This is a genomic window from Phenylobacterium koreense, from assembly GCF_040545335.1.
Classification (GTDB): domain Bacteria; phylum Pseudomonadota; class Alphaproteobacteria; order Caulobacterales; family Caulobacteraceae; genus Phenylobacterium; species Phenylobacterium koreense.
Map to the genome: position 1 here is coordinate 1672419 of NZ_JBEPLU010000001.1, position 13385 is coordinate 1685803.

General features: G+C 69.1%; 16 protein-coding genes. 11 read left to right on the forward strand and 5 right to left on the reverse strand.

Annotated elements, in window-relative coordinates; genetic code table 11:
• Positions 1–41 precede the first annotated feature (41 nt).
• Both ABID41_RS08290 and hslU read left to right on the forward strand, forming a co-directional pair.
• A complete protein-coding gene (locus ABID41_RS08290; protein WP_354297410.1) occupies positions 42–836 on the forward strand; it encodes a DUF4440 domain-containing protein in 795 nt (264 codons plus the stop codon).
• A 14-nt stretch (positions 837–850) separates the two neighbouring features.
• On the forward strand, positions 851–2155 hold the full coding sequence (gene hslU, locus ABID41_RS08295; RefSeq protein WP_354297411.1) for an ATP-dependent protease ATPase subunit HslU: 1305 nt from the start codon (positions 851–853) through the stop codon (positions 2153–2155).
• Positions 2156–2194: 39 nt separating this feature from the next.
• Here the strand turns inward: hslU and ABID41_RS08300 are convergent, their stop codons facing one another.
• Positions 2195–2665 carry a DUF2244 domain-containing protein gene (locus tag ABID41_RS08300; protein WP_331928150.1) on the reverse strand — a complete coding sequence of 157 codons (471 nt, stop codon included), beginning with the start codon at positions 2663–2665 and terminating at the stop codon, positions 2195–2197.
• Positions 2666–2745: 80 nt separating this feature from the next.
• Between ABID41_RS08300 and nth the strand changes: the two genes are divergently transcribed.
• From nth to ABID41_RS08315, 3 genes are all read left to right on the forward strand, one after another.
• Positions 2746–3420, forward strand: coding sequence for an endonuclease III (gene nth / locus ABID41_RS08305; protein ID WP_331928148.1), 675 nt, complete (start codon positions 2746–2748; stop codon positions 3418–3420).
• Entirely contained in the window at positions 3417–4352 is a 936-nt protein-coding gene (gene gcvA / locus ABID41_RS08310) for a transcriptional regulator GcvA (protein WP_331928146.1), read from the forward strand. Before nth ends, gcvA begins: the two co-directional genes overlap by 4 nt.
• A gap of 65 nt (positions 4353–4417) precedes the next feature.
• Positions 4418–4546, forward strand: coding sequence for a hypothetical protein (locus ABID41_RS08315; protein ID WP_331928144.1), 129 nt, complete (start codon positions 4418–4420; stop codon positions 4544–4546).
• A 60-nt stretch (positions 4547–4606) separates the two neighbouring features.
• Here ABID41_RS08315 and ABID41_RS08320 read toward each other — a convergent pair whose 3' ends face one another.
• On the reverse strand, positions 4607–4891 hold the full coding sequence (locus ABID41_RS08320) for a hypothetical protein (protein WP_331928142.1): 285 nt from the start codon (positions 4889–4891) through the stop codon (positions 4607–4609).
• Between the two features lie 134 nt (positions 4892–5025).
• Between ABID41_RS08320 and ABID41_RS08325 the strand changes: the two genes are divergently transcribed.
• The 6 genes from ABID41_RS08325 (at position 5026) to ABID41_RS08350 (ending at position 9134) form a co-directional block, all read left to right on the forward strand.
• Complete coding sequence (locus ABID41_RS08325; protein ID WP_331928140.1) at positions 5026–6015, forward strand: adenosine kinase; 990 nt, start codon at positions 5026–5028, stop codon at positions 6013–6015.
• Positions 6016–6018: 3 nt separating this feature from the next.
• Positions 6019–6609, forward strand: a complete 591-nt coding sequence (gene hisB, locus ABID41_RS08330) for an imidazoleglycerol-phosphate dehydratase HisB (protein ID WP_331928138.1) — start codon at positions 6019–6021, stop codon at positions 6607–6609.
• A gap of 67 nt (positions 6610–6676) precedes the next feature.
• Positions 6677–7309 carry an imidazole glycerol phosphate synthase subunit HisH gene (gene hisH / locus ABID41_RS08335; protein WP_331928136.1) on the forward strand — a complete coding sequence of 211 codons (633 nt, stop codon included), beginning with the start codon at positions 6677–6679 and terminating at the stop codon, positions 7307–7309.
• Entirely contained in the window at positions 7306–8028 is a 723-nt protein-coding gene (gene hisA / locus ABID41_RS08340) for a 1-(5-phosphoribosyl)-5-[(5-phosphoribosylamino)methylideneamino]imidazole-4-carboxamide isomerase (protein WP_331928134.1), read from the forward strand. The genes hisH and hisA overlap by 4 nt, the downstream gene beginning before the upstream one ends.
• Positions 8029–8043: 15 nt before the next feature.
• Positions 8044–8811, forward strand: coding sequence for an imidazole glycerol phosphate synthase subunit HisF (hisF, locus tag ABID41_RS08345; RefSeq protein ID WP_331928132.1), 768 nt, complete (start codon positions 8044–8046; stop codon positions 8809–8811).
• Complete coding sequence (locus ABID41_RS08350; RefSeq protein WP_331928130.1) at positions 8808–9134, forward strand: phosphoribosyl-ATP diphosphatase; 327 nt, start codon at positions 8808–8810, stop codon at positions 9132–9134. The genes hisF and ABID41_RS08350 overlap by 4 nt, the downstream gene beginning before the upstream one ends.
• A 128-nt stretch (positions 9135–9262) precedes the next feature.
• Here the strand turns inward: ABID41_RS08350 and polA are convergent, their stop codons facing one another.
• The 3 genes from polA to ABID41_RS08365 all read right to left on the reverse strand — a co-directional run bounded on the left by polA (position 9263) and on the right by ABID41_RS08365 (position 13310).
• The gene (gene polA / locus ABID41_RS08355; RefSeq protein WP_354297412.1) at positions 9263–12115 is read right to left on the reverse strand and encodes a DNA polymerase I; all 2853 of its coding nucleotides are present in this window, start codon (positions 12113–12115) and stop codon (positions 9263–9265) included.
• A gap of 92 nt (positions 12116–12207) precedes the next feature.
• Positions 12208–12990, reverse strand: coding sequence for an isocitrate lyase/PEP mutase family protein (locus ABID41_RS08360; RefSeq protein ID WP_354297413.1), 783 nt, complete (start codon positions 12988–12990; stop codon positions 12208–12210).
• Positions 12991–13061: 71 nt separating this feature from the next.
• Positions 13062–13310: a zinc-finger domain-containing protein gene (locus tag ABID41_RS08365; RefSeq protein ID WP_331930351.1), complete on the reverse strand. Its 249-nt coding sequence runs from the start codon at positions 13308–13310 to the stop codon at positions 13062–13064.
• Positions 13311–13385: the final 75 nt, after the last annotated feature.

Sequence of the window (13385 nt, forward strand, 5' to 3'; positions counted from 1 at the left end):
CCCTTCTGGCCGCAGCTCTCCTCTTCCCAGCTTCTTCCGCCATGGCTCAGGCCGGACCCCCGGGCGCCCATCCCTCGGCCGTCGTTGCGGCCGAGCGAGCCTTTGCGGCCGATGGCCTGGCGCTGGGGATCAAACGGTCGTTCCTGAAACACGCTGCGCCGGAAGCGATCGTCCTGGCTCCCGATCCGGTGAAGGTGTCGGAGTTCTATGGCGCAAAGCCCGACGAGGCTCACCCGCCGCTGGTCTGGTGGCCCCTGTGGGCGGCGATCGCCCGGTCCGGCGACCTCGGCTTCACCAGCGGTCCGGCCACCTTCGGCGGCAAGCCGAGCGGCTGGTTCTTCACGGTCTGGGCGCGCCAGCCGGACGGCGGCTGGAAGTGGATCTACGACGGCGGCGCGCCCAGCGACCACTCGGCCGCCGCCCCGCAGGGCTCTACGCCTGTCTATCTCGCGCCGGCGACCGGCCCCGCCGTCGACGCCAAGGCCGCGATGGCCGCCGTCCATGACGCCGAGGCCAGCCTCGCCAAAGCCGCAGCCACCGACGCCAAGGCCGCCTATCTCGCCGTCCTCGCGCCCGACGCCCGCCTGACCGGCTCCAGGTCCGCGCCCGCCGCTACGCCGGAAGCGGTGCGGGCCGAGCTCGCCCGACGCGCCCCGGCCATCGGCTTCAAGCCGCTCGGCGGCAGGGCCTCGCAGGGCGGCGATCTCGCCTGGACCTATGGCGAGGCGGCCTGGGACGGAGGCCGCGGCCATTATGTCCGCGCCTGGCGAAGCGGCGCCGAGGGCTGGCGGCTGGTCTACGATCAGATTCTTCCTGTCGCAGAGCCGAGGTCGTGACTATCTAGGCCGCTATGACTGAGTTTTCCCCTCGTGAGATCGTCTCCGAACTCGACCGCTTCATCGTCGGCCATCCGGACGCCAAGAAGGCCGTGGCCGTCGCCCTGCGCAACCGCTGGCGGCGTCGGCGCGTGCCGGCCGACCTGCGCGACGAGGTCACGCCGAAGAACATCCTGATGATCGGCCCGACCGGAGTGGGCAAGACCGAGATCGCGCGGCGCCTGGCGCGGCTCGCCCAGGCCCCCTTCCTGAAGGTCGAGGCCACCAAGTTCACCGAGGTCGGCTATGTCGGCCGCGACGTGGACCAGATCGTCCGCGACCTGGTGGAGAGCGCCATGGCCATGGTCCGCGACCGGCGCCGCGCCGGGGTGCGCGCCCGCGCCGAGGCCGCCGCCGAGGAGCGCCTGCTGGACGCCCTGACCGGCCCCGGCTCCACCGCCGCCCGCGACTCCTTCCGCAAGAAGCTCCGCGCCGGCGAGCTGGACGACAAGGAGGTCGAGCTGACCCTCGCCGACACCGGCGGCGGCATGCCGATGTTCGACATCCCCGGCCAGCCGGGCGCCCAGATGGGCATGCTCAACATCGGCGAGATGATGGGCAAGGCCTTCGGCGGCCGCACCAAGACCCACAAGACCACCGTCTCCGGCGCCTGGGCGCCGCTGATCGCCGAGGAAAGCGACAAGCTGCTCGACCAGGAGGCCCTCACCCAGGAAGCCCTGGAGCTGGCCGAGAACAACGGCATCGTGTTCCTCGATGAGATCGACAAGGTCGCCTCCGCCCGCGAGCGCTCGGGCGCGGACGTCAGCCGCGAGGGCGTGCAGCGCGACCTGCTGCCGCTGATCGAAGGCACGACCGTCTCGACCAAGTATGGGCCGGTGAAGACCGACCACATCCTGTTCATCGCCTCGGGCGCCTTCCACGTGGCCAAGCCCTCGGACCTGCTGCCCGAACTGCAGGGCCGCTTGCCGATCCGGGTGGAGCTGAAGGCCCTGACGCGGGACGACTTCCGCCGCATTCTCACCGAGCCGGAAGCCAACCTGATCCGCCAGCACCAGGCGCTGCTGGCCACCGAGGGCGTCACCCTCACCTTCACCGAGGACGCCATCGACGCTCTTGCCGACGCCGCCGTCACCGTGAACGGCTCGGTGGAGAACATCGGCGCCCGCCGCCTGCAGACCGTGCTGGAAAAGGTGCTGGAGGAGATCAGCTACACCGCCTCGGACCGCGAGGGCGAAACCATCGCCATCGACGCCGCCTACGTGAAGCAGCGCCTGGACGGCCTGGCCCAGAACACCGACCTCAGCCGGTTCATTCTGTAACCTGGATCCTCGCGGCGGAGGGGGCCGCCGCCAGGCGGATCACCCTCTTCGCGCTGCATAGATCGCCCGCTCCAGCGCCCGGGCGAAGTCTGCCCGCTCCACCGGGCTGAGCGCCGCGGCGACGCTGGCGTGGCGGCCGGACATGGCCAGACGCACGCCCCAGACCACCTGGTCCTCGTCCACCTCCAGGGCCACGCGGGTGAAGGCGGTGGGGCTTTCCCAGACCACCTCGCTGGCCTTGGGCGTCTCGCGCACCACCCGCACCTCGCGCGAGGTCACCCGCACCCGCTCGATCCGCTTGGCGGCCGCATAGCTGGCGAGGAAGGCGACGATCACCGCCAGCACGTCCAGGCCGAGGAACAGCGGCACCAGGGTCGCGCCCATGGCCAGGAAGACCGCGGCGGCCGCGCAGTTGAAGAAGGTCACGACGCCGACCAGCATCACGAACCCCCGCTGCGACAGCGAGCGGTTCGGCGTGATCACCGCATCCATGTAGACCAGGCCATCCATGCTGGTCCGCCAGTCTAATCCTGAAATCCGCCGTGCAAAGCCTTGGCGCGCGGCGCGGACCGGGCGATGTTCCCGCCGCCATGGCAAAGTCTGTCCAGAAGAAGCGTCTCAGCCCGGCCGAAAAGGCCCGCATCGCCGAACTCTTCCACCGGTTCGAGAGCCTCAGCGACGACCCGCGCACCGAGCTGGACTATGACAGCCCCTACACCCTGGTGGTGGCTGTCGCGCTGTCGGCCCAGGCCACCGACGTCTCGGTCAACAAGGCCACCGCCAGGCTCTTCAAGGTCGCCGACACCCCGCAGAAGATGCTGGAGCTGGGGGAAGAGGGCCTGATCCCCTACATCGCCTCCATCGGCCTCTACCGGACCAAGGCCAGGAACGTGATCGCGGCGGCCAGGATCATCATGGAGAAGCACCACGGCGAGGTGCCGCTGAACCGCGAGGACCTGATGGCCCTGCCGGGCGTCGGCCGAAAGACCGCCAGCGTGGTGCTCAACGAGCTGCGGGTCGAGCCGGCCATCGCCGTCGACACCCACGTCTTCCGCGTCGCCCACCGGCTGAAGCTGTCGGCCGGCAAGACCCCCGACCAGGTCGAGGCCGACCTGATGGCCATCGTCCCCGAGGCCCAGCTCACCCGCGCGCACCACTGGCTGATCCTGCACGGCCGCTATGTGTGCACGGCCCGGCGGCCGAAGTGCGAGGAGTGCCCGGTGGGCGACCTCTGCCCCTCGCGGCGGCTGTTCCTGGCCCCATGACCACACGGCTGCCGCTCAACGCCCTGCGCGTCTTCGAGGCCTGCGCCCGGCACGGCAGCTTCCTGGCCGCTTCCGAGGAGCTGGCCATCACTCCCGGCGCCGTCTCGCGGCAGATCAAGGCCCTCGAGGCCGAGCTCGAAGTCAGGCTCTTCGACCGGTTCAACCGCGCCGTCCGCCTGACGCAGGCCGGCGAGCAACTGGCGGTGGGCGTGAGCCAGGGGCTCTCCACCCTGCAGGCGGCGGTGGACGCGGTCCGCTCGCGCCGGGACGCGCCGCTGGTGGTCACGGTGCTGCACTCCCTGGCCGCGCGCTGGCTGGTGCCGCGGCTCTACGACTTCCAGGCCCGCTATCCGGACGTCGAGATCCTGGTCTCGGCCTCCGACGCCCCCAAGGACCTGGCCCGCGACAATATCGACGTCGCCATCCGGCTGGGTCGCGGCCCCTATCCCGGCCTGCACGTCACCCACCTGTTCGACACGGTGCTGGTCCCGGTCTGCAGCCCCGGCCTGCTGCGCAAGTACGGGCCCTTCGAGCATCCCAACGACCTGGCCCGCACGGTGCTGCTGCACGACGTCAACATGATCGCCGCCGAGCCGGAGTGGAGCGACTGGCTGGCCGCCGCCGGCGCCGACAAGGTCAATCCGCGGCGCGGCCCACGCTTTTCGAACACCTACCTCTCGATCGAGGCCGCCCTCTCCGACCGCGGCGTGGCCCTGGCCGACGAGGCCATGGTCATCGACGACCTCAGGAGCGGCCGCCTGGTGCAGCCCTTCGCGCTCACCCTGCCGACCACCCTGGCCCAATGGGTGCTTTGCCTGCCGGAAAAGGCCGAGCAGCCGAACATCCGCCGTTTCCGCGCCTGGCTGCTGGAGCAGGCGCAAAAGGACGGCCTGGCGCCTTCGATTGACCAGAAATCAACTGACGAGCCGTAAGCTCGTTTGTCATAAGCTGCCGATTATCGGAATTTACGGGCGTTCACCGATGTAGGAGCCTCCCCGTGACCTGCACCTATGATCAATCGATCGAGCTTCCGCGCGGCGGCGACCTGCTGCGCGACGTGGTTCTCGTCCTTGCGCTTGCGATCATCGCCGCCCCACTGGCGGTCATCGCCCTGGGCGCAGCCTGACGAGCCGGGGCCGGCCCCCGCCGGCCCCGTACTCGCCCTTTGCCCCGTTCGGTCCTCGCCTCAGGTGATCTTCTTGGCGCTCGGCGGGTCGCTGCTCGGGAAGCTCTCTTCCAGGGCCTCGTCCAGCAGCGCTTCCTGACGGTCTTCGGCCTGCTTGGCCTTGCCCGCCAGTTGGTCCGGCTTTTCGTTCTCGCCCAGCGGCTTGGCCGCGCGGGCGTGAGGCGCCTCGGTCCTGTGATCGGCCATGACCGGCTTGCCTTCGACCGCGGCGTCGGCGCCCGCCGCGCCCGAGCCGATGCTGGCGCCGGCCTCGTGCTTGGCCTTGCCGCGTTTAAGGATACCCATTTCGATCCTCCGTATTGCCTAGGATCAACTCACGGGCCGCTCGCCGGTTGCCGCCGGACCCTGCGCTCCGTTGCTCAAGTCCGGCTTTGCCTGTAGGACGCAAGGCCAATTTCCGCGAAGGCCGATCTTCCCGCATGACCGAGCTCTACGACGTCGCCGCCATCGGCAACGCCATCGTCGACGTGATCGCGCCGGCGACTGACGAATTCCTGGTTCAGCAGGGCATGGACAAGGGCGCCATGATGCTGGTCGACGAGGTCCGCAGCGCCGCCATCTACAAGGCCATGGCTCCTGGCATCGAGGCCTCCGGCGGCTCGGCCGCCAACACCGTGGGGGGCCTGGCCTCCTTCGGCGGCCGCGGCGCCTTTCTCGGCAAGGTCGCCGACGACCAGCTCGGCAAGGTCTTCGCCCACGACATGCGCGCCATCGGCGCCCATTTCGACACCCCGCCCCTGCTGAACGGCAAGGCGACCGCGGTCTCGATGATCAACGTCACCCCGGACGGCGAGCGGACCATGTCCACCTTCCTGGGCGCCTCGACCGAGTTCACCTCCGACGATATCGACGCCGCCATCATCGAGGCGGCCAAGATCGTCTATCTGGAAGGCTATCTGTTCGACGCCGAGGCCGCCCGCCGCGCCTTCGCCAAGGCCGCCGGCCTGGCCCACGGCGCCGGGCGGATGATCGCCATCACCCTTTCCGACAGCTTCGTGGTCGACCGTCACCGCGAGGCGCTGCTCGGCTTCATCGAAAACCAGGTCGACCTGGTCTTCGCCAACGCCTCGGAAATCACCTCGCTCTTCCAGACCGACGACTTCGACGCCGCCGTGGACGCCCTGCGCACCAAGGTGAAGATCGCCGCCGTCACCCGCAGTGAAAAGGGCTCGGTCATCGCCGCGGCCGGCCAGACCTTCGAAGTTTCCGCCTTCCCGGTCGATAAAGTCATGGACACGACCGGCGCAGGCGACCAATACGCAGCCGGATTCATGTACGGCCTCGCCACCGGCCGGCCGCTCAATGTCTGCGGCCAGCTCGGCTCGCTGGCGGCGGCCGAAGTGATTTCGCACTATGGCCCGCGCCCCCTGGTCAGCCTGAAAGACCTGGCGGCGTCCAAAGGACTTTAGAGGATGGCCCGCACCGCGGAAGTGGTCCGAAACACCAATGAGACCCAGATCAGCGTCCGCGTCGATCTGGACGGCTCCGGCGTCGCCGACGTCGAGACCGGCATCGGTTTCTTCGACCACATGCTGGACAGCTTCGCCCGCCACGGCGGGATCGACCTTCATGTCCGCACCAAGGGCGACCTGCACATCGACTTCCACCACACGGTGGAGGACACCGGCATCGTCATCGGCCAGGCCATCGCCAAGGCCCTGGACGGGTTCAAGGGCGTGCGCCGCTTCGGCCACGCCTACATCCCGATGGACGAGACCCTGACGCGCTGCGCGGTCGACCTCTCGAACCGGCCCTATCTGGTCTGGAAAGTCGCCTTCAAGACCCCGAAGATCGGTGAGTTCGACACCGAGCTCTTCAAGGAGTTCCACCACGCGTTCGCCATGAACTGCGGCGCCTGCGTGCACCTGGAAACGCTCTACGGCGACAACAGCCACCACATCGCCGAAAGCGGCTTCAAGGCGCTGGCCCGCGCCCTGCGTACGGCGATCGAACTCGACCCCAAGACCCACGGTCACGCCCCCTCGACCAAGGGCGTGCTGTAAAGCGCGCTCAGCAAAAGTGGCCACCGGTTTTGCGTCCGAGCGCGCGACAAGGAAAAGAGACTGATCCATGCAGAGCGTCGCCCTGATCGACTACGGGTCGGGCAACCTTCGCTCGGCCGAAAAGGCCCTCGTCCGCGCCGCGGCGGGAACGAGCCAGGTCATCGTCACCAGCGATCCCGACACCGTGGCCGCGGCTGACCGCGTCGTCCTGCCGGGCGTCGGCGCCTTCGCCGCCTGCATGCAGGCGCTCAGCGAGCGGCCCGGCCTGATCGAAGCCATGACCCAGGCCGTCCAGGAGAAGGGCCGCCCGTTCCTCGGCGTCTGCGTCGGCATGCAGCTCCTCGCCACCCGCGGCCTGGAGTTCGGCGAGACCCGCGGCCTGGACTGGATCGCCGGCGACGTCCGCCGCGTCGAGCCGAAAGATCCGTCGGTGAAGATCCCGCACATGGGCTGGAACACCCTGATCGACCCGCACGGCCCGCCGCCGATCGCCGGGGTCGGCGAGGCGCCCATGTACTTCACCCATTCGTTCGCCTTCTATCCGACCTCGGAAGAAGACGTGGCCGCCTGGGTCGAGCACGGCGAACGTTTCCCCGCCGCCGTCGCGAAGAACAATGTCGCGGGCGTACAGTTTCATCCTGAAAAATCGCAAAGCGCCGGCATCGCCCTGCTGGCGCGTTTCCTGGAGTGGCGTCCGTGATCCTCTATCCGGCCATCGACCTCAAAGACGGCCAATGCGTCCGTGTCCTGCACGGCGACCTGGACACCGCCACGGTGTTCAACAACTCGCCCGCGGCCCAGGCCGCCAGCTTCGTGGAAGCGGGCTTTCACTGGATCCACGTCGTCGATCTGAACGGCGCCGTCCAGGGCAAGGCGATCAACGAGAAGGCCGTCGAGGCGATCCTCGAGGCCGTGTCGATCCCGGTCCAGCTCGGCGGCGGCATCCGTAGCCTGAAGGACATCGAGCGCTGGATCGAGGCCGGCGTCAGCCGTGTCATCCTCGGCACCGTCGCCGTGACCGAGCCCGACATCGTTCACAAGGCCGCCAAGCTGTGGCCCGAACAGATCGCCGTCTCCGTGGACGTCCGCGGCGGCAAGGTCGCGACGCAAGGCTGGACCGAGAGCTCCGACCTCGACGCCGTCACCGTCGCCAAGCGCTTCGAGGACGCCGGGGTCGGCGCCCTGATCATCACCGACATCGACCGCGACGGCACGGTGATGGGCTTCAACGTCGAGGCCTTTGGGGCCATCGCCGACGCCGTGGCCATCCCGGTGATCGCCGCCGGCGGCCTCGCCTCCATCGACGACATCGTCCGGCTGAAAGCGCGCAAGGGCGTGCCGATCGCCGGCGCCGTCCTCGGCCGCGCGCTCTACAACGGCGCGATCTCGCCGGAAGAGGCCCTCAAGGTCGCCGCCTGATGCTGAAGGCCCCTTATGCTGAAAGTTAGGGTCATCCCCTGTCTGGACGTCAAGGACGGCCGCGTGGTGAAGGGCGTGAACTTCGTCGCCCTGCGCGATGCGGGCGATCCGGTCGAACAAGCCACCGCCTATGACGCGGCCGGCGCCGACGAGCTGATGTTCCTCGACATCACCGCCAGCCATGAGCGCCGCGGCGCCATTCTCGACGTGATCGCCCGCACCGCCGACGTCTGCTTCATGCCGCTCAGCGTCGGCGGCGGCATCCGCCAGGTGGAGGACGCCCGCCGCCTGCTGCTGGCCGGCGCCGACAAGATCAGCGTCAACACCGCCGCGGTCGAGAATCCCGACCTGATCAGCGCCTGCGCCGACGCCTTCGGTTCCCAGGCCGTGGTCGTGGCCATCGACGCCAAGCGCACCGCCGACGGCTGGCGGGTCTTCACCTACGGCGGTCGCAACGACACTGGCCTCGACGTGATCGAATACGCCGCGGGCGCGGTGCGCCGCGGGGCTGGCGAGATCCTGCTGACCTCCATGGACCGCGACGGCGCCAAGACCGGCTACGACCTCGACCTGCTCAAGGCCGTGACCAGCGCGGTCAACGTCCCGGTAATCGCCTCGGGCGGCGCGGGGAACGCCCGGCACATGGTGGACGCCGTGACCAAGGGCGGGGCTGACGCCGTGCTGGCCGCCTCCATCTTCCACTTCGGCGAGGTCTCGGTGGGCGAGGTCAAGCAGGCCATGGCCGCCGCCCACATCCCGGTCCGGATCACGGAGGCCGCATGAGCCGCTTCGCCGACATCCTCGAACGCCTCGCCGCGACCATCGAGTCCCGCAAGGGCGCGGACCCTGAAAGCTCCTACACCGCCAAGCTGCTGGCCGGCGGCATCGACCGCCCGGCCAAGAAATTCGGCGAGGAAGCGGTCGAGGCGGTGATCGCCGCCGCCCAGGGCGACCAGGCGGCCCTCGCCTCCGAAAGCGCCGACCTCATCTATCACTGGCTGGTCCTCTTGACCGCCAGCGGCGTCAGCCTCGACGACGTCGCCGCCAAGCTCGAAGCCCGCGAAGGCGTCTCCGGCCTCGCCGAAAAGGCGGCGCGGGGGAAGTAGTCAGCTTCGCTGACAGCTCCCCCAGCGGGGGAGCATCTGTTTCTTCTTAAATCCTCCCCCGCTGGGGGATGTGGATCGGCGAAGCCGAGACGGAGGGGGCCGCGCCGCCGGGCGCGGATCACCCATCCTCAGTGCGCGTCGTCCCAGTTCGTCGCCGCCCGCGCCTCGACCACCAGCGGCACCGACAGCGACACCGCCGGCTCGGCCGCTCGCTCCATGATCTTCTTGACCACCGCGATGGTGGCGTCGGCCTCGGCTTCCGTCGCCTCGAACACCAGTTCGTCGTGCACCTGCAGCAGCATGCGGGTCGAAAGCCCCGCCTCGCGCAGGGCCGCCGGCATCCGGATCATCGCCCGGCGCATGACGTCCGCCGCCGCGCCCTGGATCGGCGCGTTGATCGCCGCCCGGTCGCCGAAGGCCCGCTCGGCCGCCGACTTCGACTTCACCGCCGGGATGTGCACCTTACGCCCGAAGATGGTGGTCACGAAGCCCTGGGTCCGGGCCATCTGCTTGGTACGGTCCATATAGGCCCGGATGCCGGGGAAGCGCTCGAAATAGGTCTTGATGTAGGCGCCGGCCTCGTCCTGCGGGATCGAGAGCTGGTTGGCCAGGCCGAATGCCGAGATCCCGTAGACGATGCCGAAGTTGATCGCCTTGGCCCGGCGGCGGGTTTCGGCCGGCATGCCCTCGATCGGCACGCCGAACATCTCCGAGGCGGTGGCCGCGTGAATGTCGTGGCCCTCGGCGAAGGCGCGCTTGAGCTGCGGGATGTCGCCGACATGGGCCAGGATCCGCAGTTCGATCTGGCTGTAGTCGGCGCTGATCAGCACATGGCCCGGTTCGGCGATGAAGGCCTTGCGAATCCGCCGGCCCTCCTCGGTGCGGATCGGAATGTTCTGGAGGTTGGGGTCGGACGAGGACAGACGCCCGGTCGTCGTCGAGGCCAGCGCATAGGAAGTATGCACCCGGCCGGTCCGGTCGGCGATCGCCTGGACCAGATTGTCCGTATACGTCCCTTTCAACTTCGAAAGCTGCCGCCAATCCAGCAGCACCCGCGGCAGCTCGTGCCCCTGGGCCGCCAGATCCTCCAGCATGGAGGCGTCGGTGGAGGCCGCGCCGGTGGCGGTGATCTTGCCCGAGGCCATGCCCATTTCCTGGAACAGCACCTCGCCGATCTGCTTGGGGCTGCCCAGATTGAACGGCCGGCCAGCCAGGCGATGCGCCTCTATCTCCAACTCGCCCATGCGCACCGAGAAGTCGTTGGAGAGCTTGCGCAGGGTGTCGGTGTCGACCTTGATCCCCTCGTTCTCCATTTGGGCCAGCACCGCCGGCATGCCCCGCTCCAGGGTCTCGTAGACCGTCAGCAGGCCTTCCCTGGCCAGGCGCGGGCGAAGCAGCTCGTAGAGCCGCAGGGTGACGTCGGCGTCCTCGGCCGCATAGCAGGTCGCCGGTTCCAGCGGCACGTGCTTGAAGCTCTTCTGCGACTTGCCGGTCCCGGTCACCGACGAGAACTTGATCGGCTCGTGCTCCAGCCAGCGCTTGGAGAGCTCGTCCATGCCGTGGCTCTTGTGGAGGCCCGCCTCCAGCGCATAGCTGATCAGCATGGTGTCTTCGATCGGCGCCACCGCCACGCCGTGGCGCGACAGCACCGCCATGTCGTACTTGGCGTTCTGGGCGACCTTCAGGACGGTCGGGTCCTCCAGCAGCGGCTTGAGCCGTGCGACGACCTCGTCGACCGTGAGCTGCTCGATTGCCTCCGGCGCCTCGAACTCCAGGCCGCCGTTGCTTTCGTTCTCGTGGCCGACCGGAATATAGCAAGCCTCGCCCGGCGCCACGGCCAGCGAGATCCCGCAGAGCGCGGCGTTGGCCGAGGACAGCGCGTCGGTCTCGGTGTCGAAGGCCACGACGCCCGCGGCCTTGGCTCGCACGATCCAGGCGTCCAGGGTCGGCATGTCGCGCACGCAGACATAGGCGTTGACGTCGATCGCCGCCTGCGGGGGCCTGGCCGGCGCGGCAGCCGGGACCTGCGCGGGGGCGGCTCCGCCGGCGCCGACCCGCCGGGCCAGGCTCTTGAACTCCATCTCCTCGAGGAAGGCCGAAAGCTCCTCGGGGTTGGGATCGTCGACCACCAGGGCGTCCACCGGTTCGGGCAACGGCGTGTCACAGTCCAGCCGGACCAGTTCACGCGAGAGGCGGATCTGGTCGGCGAAGGCGATCAGGGTGTCGCGGCGCTTGGGCTGCTTGATTTCGCCGGCTCGCGCCAGCAGCGTATCGAGGTCGCCGTACTCGTTGATCAGCAGGGCCGCGGTCTTGACCCCGATCCCCGGCGCCCCGGGCACGTTGTCGACGGAGTCGCCGCACAGCGCCTGGACGTCGACCACCTTTTCCGGCGGCACCCCGAACTTCTCGATCACCTGCTCGCGGCCGATCTTCAGGTTCTTCATGGTGTCGAGCATCGAGACCCGGTCGCCGACGAGTTGCATCAGGTCCTTGTCGGACGAGATGATCGTCACCTCGCCGCCGGCGTCGCGGACCTTGCAGGCATAGGCCGCGATCAGGTCGTCGGCCTCGTAGCCCGGCAGCTCCAGGCACGGCACGCCGAAGGCGCGGGTCGCCCGGCGCATCAGCGGGAACTGCGGGATCAGGTCCTCGGGCGGCGGCGGCCGGTGGGCCTTGTACTGCTCGTAGAGCTTGTTGCGGAAGGTCTGTTCCGAGTGGTCGAACACCACCGCCAGGTGGGTCGGCGCCTCGGCCTGGGCCTTCATGTCGACCATCAGCTTCCAGAGCATGTTGCAGAAGCCGCTGATCGCGCCGATCGGCAGTCCGTCCGACTTCCGGGTCAGCGGCGGCAGGGCGTGATAGGCGCGGAAGATGAAGCCCGATCCGTCCACGAGGAACAGCCGGACCGCCGGCCCATCCTGAGTCGGTTCGCGCGGAATGTCGGAGAGCGTGGCGGGGGCGTCGAGAGGCGCGTCGGTCATGGGCGGAAGATAGGGTGTGCGGGGCGCAAGGTCACCCCGCCCCTATCCGCAGGTTTGTGGGCGTATCGGCAGGAAACCTGCCGATCGGCGCCCTATTGGAAGCGTTTATTGAGGTCCTTCAGCCCCTGCCCCAATCCGGCCAGGGCGCTCGCGTCCCCGTCCTGCAGATAACTGCCCATCGCCCGCTCCAGCGCCGCGTAGGCGAGGCGGAACGGCGCCGTGGCCGACGACAGCCGCCGCACGCCCAGGGCCTGCAGCCGCTCGGCGGTCGGGACGCCGGCCCGGCCCATCACATTGAGCGGCAAGGCGATTTCCCTGGCGAGGGTCTCGATCGTCGCCTCGTCCGCCGGTCCCGGCACGAAGATCCCGCTCGCGCCCGCCTCCCGATAGGCTTCGGCGCGCTTGAGGGTTTCGGCCAGCGCTTCGTCCCCCTCGCCGCCCCGGAGATAGACGTCGATCCGCGCATTGATGAACAGGTCCGGCGCCGCCGCTCGCGCCGCGGCGACCTTGCGGGCGTGCAGGTCGGGGCTGCGCGCGCCGTCCTCGAGGTTGACGCCGACAGCCCCTGCCCCGGCTACGGCCTTGATAAGATTGGCAAGTTCAGGGAGGTCGTCGGTATAGCCGCCCTCGATGTCCGCTGTGAGCGGGACCGAGACGACCCGAGCGATCTCGCCGATCGTGGCCAGCAGCGCCGCCCGCGGCAGCACGTCGCCATCGGCATGGCCGTGCGCCCAGGCCACGGCGGCCGAGGAGGTCGCCACCGCCTTGGCGCCGGCGTCGGCCATCAGGGCCGCGCTGGCGGCGTCCCAGGCGTTGGGCAGCACGAGGACCCGCGGTCCCTCATGCAGTTTGCGGAATAGTTCGGCTTGGCTCATCGGCGCCTCCTGTCCTCTTGAGGACGATATAGGCGCCGGCCTTGTGACACGCTGGCGGAATTCGGCCGCGGTCAGTGACCGTGCGGACCTTCGTAGACGCCAGGCGCCAGGCGCTCGTCCTCGGGCCCCTCAGTGCCGTCGGCCAGCACGAAACGGCGATCGCAATAGGGGCATTCGACGAAATCGGCCTCGCCCATCTCCAGCCAGACGCGCGGGTGGCCCAGGGCCCCGCCGACGCCGTCGCAGGCCACACGGCCGGAGCGGACCACAACCACCTCGGACGGCGGCAGATCGGTCGTATTGGCCGACTTGGCCGGCATCGGCTCCAGTTGCGAGGAACGGCCTTGATCGGGGACCGGGGCTTTATTGCTGGCCATGGGTATGCTCTCCGGCGG